This is a genomic window from Massilia luteola (assembly GCF_034420155.1).
In the GTDB taxonomy this organism is placed as follows: domain Bacteria; phylum Pseudomonadota; class Gammaproteobacteria; order Burkholderiales; family Burkholderiaceae_D; genus Telluria; species Telluria luteola.
Window position 1 is genome coordinate 1 of record NZ_JAXOFN010000034.1, and the last position, 3,470, is coordinate 3,470.

General features: G+C 62.1%; 4 protein-coding genes and 1 pseudogene. All 5 read left to right on the top strand.

All coding sequences use genetic code 11. From position 1 onward, the window contains the following. A pseudogene (locus U9J41_RS24745) lies at nucleotides 1–212 on the top strand (hypothetical protein); the annotation flags it as partial. An 11-nt stretch (nucleotides 213–223) separates the two neighbouring features. Next, the gene (locus tag U9J41_RS24750) at nucleotides 224–487 is read left to right on the top strand and encodes a PAAR domain-containing protein (protein WP_322404834.1); all 264 of its coding nucleotides are present in this window, start codon (nucleotides 224–226) and stop codon (nucleotides 485–487) included. Beyond that, nucleotides 480–1,868 (top strand): hypothetical protein, encoded by a 1,389-nt coding sequence (locus U9J41_RS24755; protein ID WP_322404836.1) that lies wholly within the window; start codon nucleotides 480–482, stop codon nucleotides 1,866–1,868. Before U9J41_RS24750 ends, U9J41_RS24755 begins: the two co-directional genes overlap by 8 nt. A gap of 11 nt (nucleotides 1,869–1,879) precedes the next feature. Next, on the top strand, nucleotides 1,880–2,143 hold the full coding sequence (locus tag U9J41_RS24760) for a PAAR domain-containing protein (protein WP_322404838.1): 264 nt from the start codon (nucleotides 1,880–1,882) through the stop codon (nucleotides 2,141–2,143). Nucleotides 2,144–2,219: 76 nt separating this feature from the next. Next, nucleotides 2,220–3,470, top strand: a 1,251-nt coding sequence (locus U9J41_RS24765) for a virulence factor (RefSeq protein WP_322404839.1), incomplete at its 3' end; no start/stop codon positions are given.

Here is a 3,470-nt window from a genome sequence, read left to right on the forward strand (position 1 = left end):
CGTACGCCAACCACCTCGGCAAGAATGTGCTGGTGGCCGGTACGACGGACGAGGCGCAGCCGGTGGCCACGCTCGTGGTGCCGCCTGCGGTGGTGCGGCCGATCCAGTACGACAAGCCGTGGTTCCGTGCCCGCGGCGGCAATACCGCCTACCTGCCGTGGTGGGGCATCCGTCATGACGCCGCGCCGCGGTCGCAGGGCTTTTCCCGCTGAAGAGGCACCGCATGCGCAACGTCATCCGCTTGAACGACCCGACCTCGCACGGCGGCAAGGTCATCACGGCATCTCCCAACAGCAAGGTGCTCGGCGTCGCGGTCGCGCGCAAGGGCGACCGCTGCCTGTGCCCGATCCGCGGCCACGACAGTTGCGTGATCGCGGAGGGCGACCCGCAGGTGCTGATCGATGGTGTGCCGGTCGCGTTCGACGGCCACGCGACGAGCTGCGGTGCCAAGCTGATGTCGACCGTGGGCACGAGCGGCCGTGGTTAAGCGCCGGCTCATGTCGGTCATGGTCTCTGTCCCGGACGTCGCGCTGCGATTGTTCGCCGTGCCGGCCGCATTTGCTGTGCTGGCGTTTGGAGTCCTGACTGTTTTTTTCACTCGTCCGGTGAGTGCTGAGGCGTCACAAAGGTCTGTGGTAGCGACACAGAAAACCGATCCGTTTATGGCCCAGGTAGTGGGACTGCAATGGTTGAATCCCTTGCAGCGTCGGGATTATCCGACCGAGTGGCAACTGCTCTGGACACTTGGTTTAGTGGGGCCAAACAAAAATGACGATATGGTTCGCACTAAGCCCGAGAAGTACGGAAAGCTACAGGCTATTGGCTCTATCGCAGTCGGCAATGACGGAGAGGAAACTTTTGAAGGGTATCATGAGAAATATTTGCATGAGCTTGTGATTCCCTATCGTGATATTTACTTCTTGGATTCTAATTACTTTTATAATGCACACAACGTTAAGGATAAATCGACTTGGCGCGAACTGGCCGGAATCCACGTTGAATATGCTCTCCCGGAAGGAAAACTTGTTCCTACTGCCGCTGCAACAGCCACGCGCGATATAATCATTGATGCTTTTGACATCGGTCTGGCAGCATTCCCGAACTCCTGGACCCGCAGCACTCCCCCCGACGTGCGCATCACCCTGGGCGGCGCCAACGCCGGCTTCACCTCGCTGTCGGCCGCACTGGACTACCTGCAAGCCCATCCTACGGAAACGGTCTGGGTCATGAACTGGGATGCGCCAGGCCGTCCGAAAGACCGTCAGATCAACGAAAACATGGTGCAGTTGATCCTCGCTGGTCCCAACTACAAGACGGAACGCGCACCCTTGGCCTGGCTCGGCTATCCAGCGAGCGCGAAGGTGGCTGACTTCGACAGCACCAAGGACAAGCCGCCGCGCGTCATCCAGGCATGGAAGGCCGCCGTTGAAAAGGCGGCGCACAACGTCGGCAAGCAGACGACCGACATCGGCTACGTCATCCACGACGCCAACAACAACAACGCCGCCACCGCATCCGACCGCATCGCCGCGCTGGCGCGTACCGTGACCGAAGAAATGCCGGAACTGGACTTCATGAAGCAGGCGTTCAACACGCCGGCGCTACTCGGCGAGATGGGCGCGGGCACGGCATTGACGAACGTCGCGCTGGGCATCGCGTACGCCAACCATATCGGCAAGACCGTGCTCGTTGCCGGCACGACCGACCAGGCCGAGCCCATCGCAACTGTCGTGGTGCCACCGGCCGTCGTGCGGCCGATTCGTCCCGACGAGCCCTGGTTCCGGGCACGCGGCGAGAATACGGCCCATCTGGCTTGGTGGGGCATTCGTCACGATGTCAAAGACAAGACTCAGGGCTATTCCCGCTGAAGAGGCACCGCATGCGCAACGTCATCCGCTTGAACGACCCGACCTCGCACGGCGGCAAGGTCATCACCGCATCTCCCAACAGCAAGGTGCTCGGCGTCGCGGTCGCGCGCAAGGGCGACCGCTGCCTGTGCCCGATCCGCGGCCACGACAGTTGCGTGATCGCGGAGGGCGACCCGCAGGTGCTGATCGATGGTGTGCCGGTCGCGTTCGACGGCCACGCGACGAGTTGCGGCGCCAAGCTGATATCGACCGTGGGTACGAGCGGCCGTGGCTAAGCGCCGGTCGTTGTTCGCCACGCGGCTTGCTTCAGGCATCCCGTTGTGCCAAGTTGCTCCAGGCGTTCGGCAATGCATGAGTGCCTTTGCTACGTTCACGTTCGGCATCACGATGGCACTGATGGCCCGCCCCGGCTACGCGGAAGCGGTTTCGGGCACGCGGCAGGATTCCCCGCTTGTACGGCCTTACATGGCCCAGGTCGTCGGTTTGCAGTGGCTGAACCCGCTTGAGCGCATGGACTACCCGACCGAATGGCAGCTTCTGTGGACGTTGGGTCTAGTGAAACCGAATCCGGATGACGATATGGTGAAAGCGGAACCGCGGATCTTTACCAAGCTCCAAGCCATCGCAGCTATCGCGGATCCAGACGGAGGTAGGGACAGTTTCGAGGACTTTCATTGGAAATATTTCAATAAGTTAGTGAACCTGTACAGGGACATCTACTTTATGGATTCCAACTACTTCTATAACGCACACGACGTCAAGAACAAGTCCACTTGGCGAGAACTGGCCGGCATCCACGTGGAGTACGCAATCCCGGCGGGCAGGCTGGATCCGGCTCGCGCGGCGAATGCGGCGCGCGAGATCATCATCGACAACTTCGACATCGGCCAAGCTGGCTTTCCCAACTCCTGGACCCGCAGCACCCCACCCGACGTTCGTGTGACCCCTGGCGGCGCCAACGTCGGATTCACTTCGTTATCGGCAGCACTCGACTACCTGCAGGCACATCCGAAGGAAACCGTCTGGGTCATGAACTGGGACGCGCCGAGCTATCCGCCGAAGGACGAGCAAATCAACGAAAACATGGTCCTCCTGATCCTGGCCGGCCCCGACTACAAGACGGAACGCGCCCCGCTGGCCTGGCTCGGCTATCCTGCCAGCGCGAAGGTCGCCGACTTCGACAGCGGCAAGGACAAGCCGCCGCGCGTCATCCAGGCATGGAAGGCCGCCGTCGAAAAGGCGGCACACAACGCCGGCAAGCAGACGACCGACGTCGGCTATGTCATCCACGATGCCAACAACGCCGCCAGCAACAACGCCGCCACCGCATCCGACCGCATCGCCGCGCTGGCGCGTACGGTGACCGAGGCGATGCCGGAACTGGACTTCATGAAGCAGGCGTTCAACACGCCGGCGCCGCTCGGCGAGATGGGCGCAGGCACGGCGCTGACGAATGTCGCGCTGGGCATCGCGTACGCCAACCACCTCGGCAAGAATGTGCTCGTGGCCGGTACGACGGACGAGGCGCAGCCGGTGGCCACGCTCGTGGTGCCGCCTGCGGTGGTGCGGCCGATCCAGTACGACAAGCCGTGGTTCCGTGCC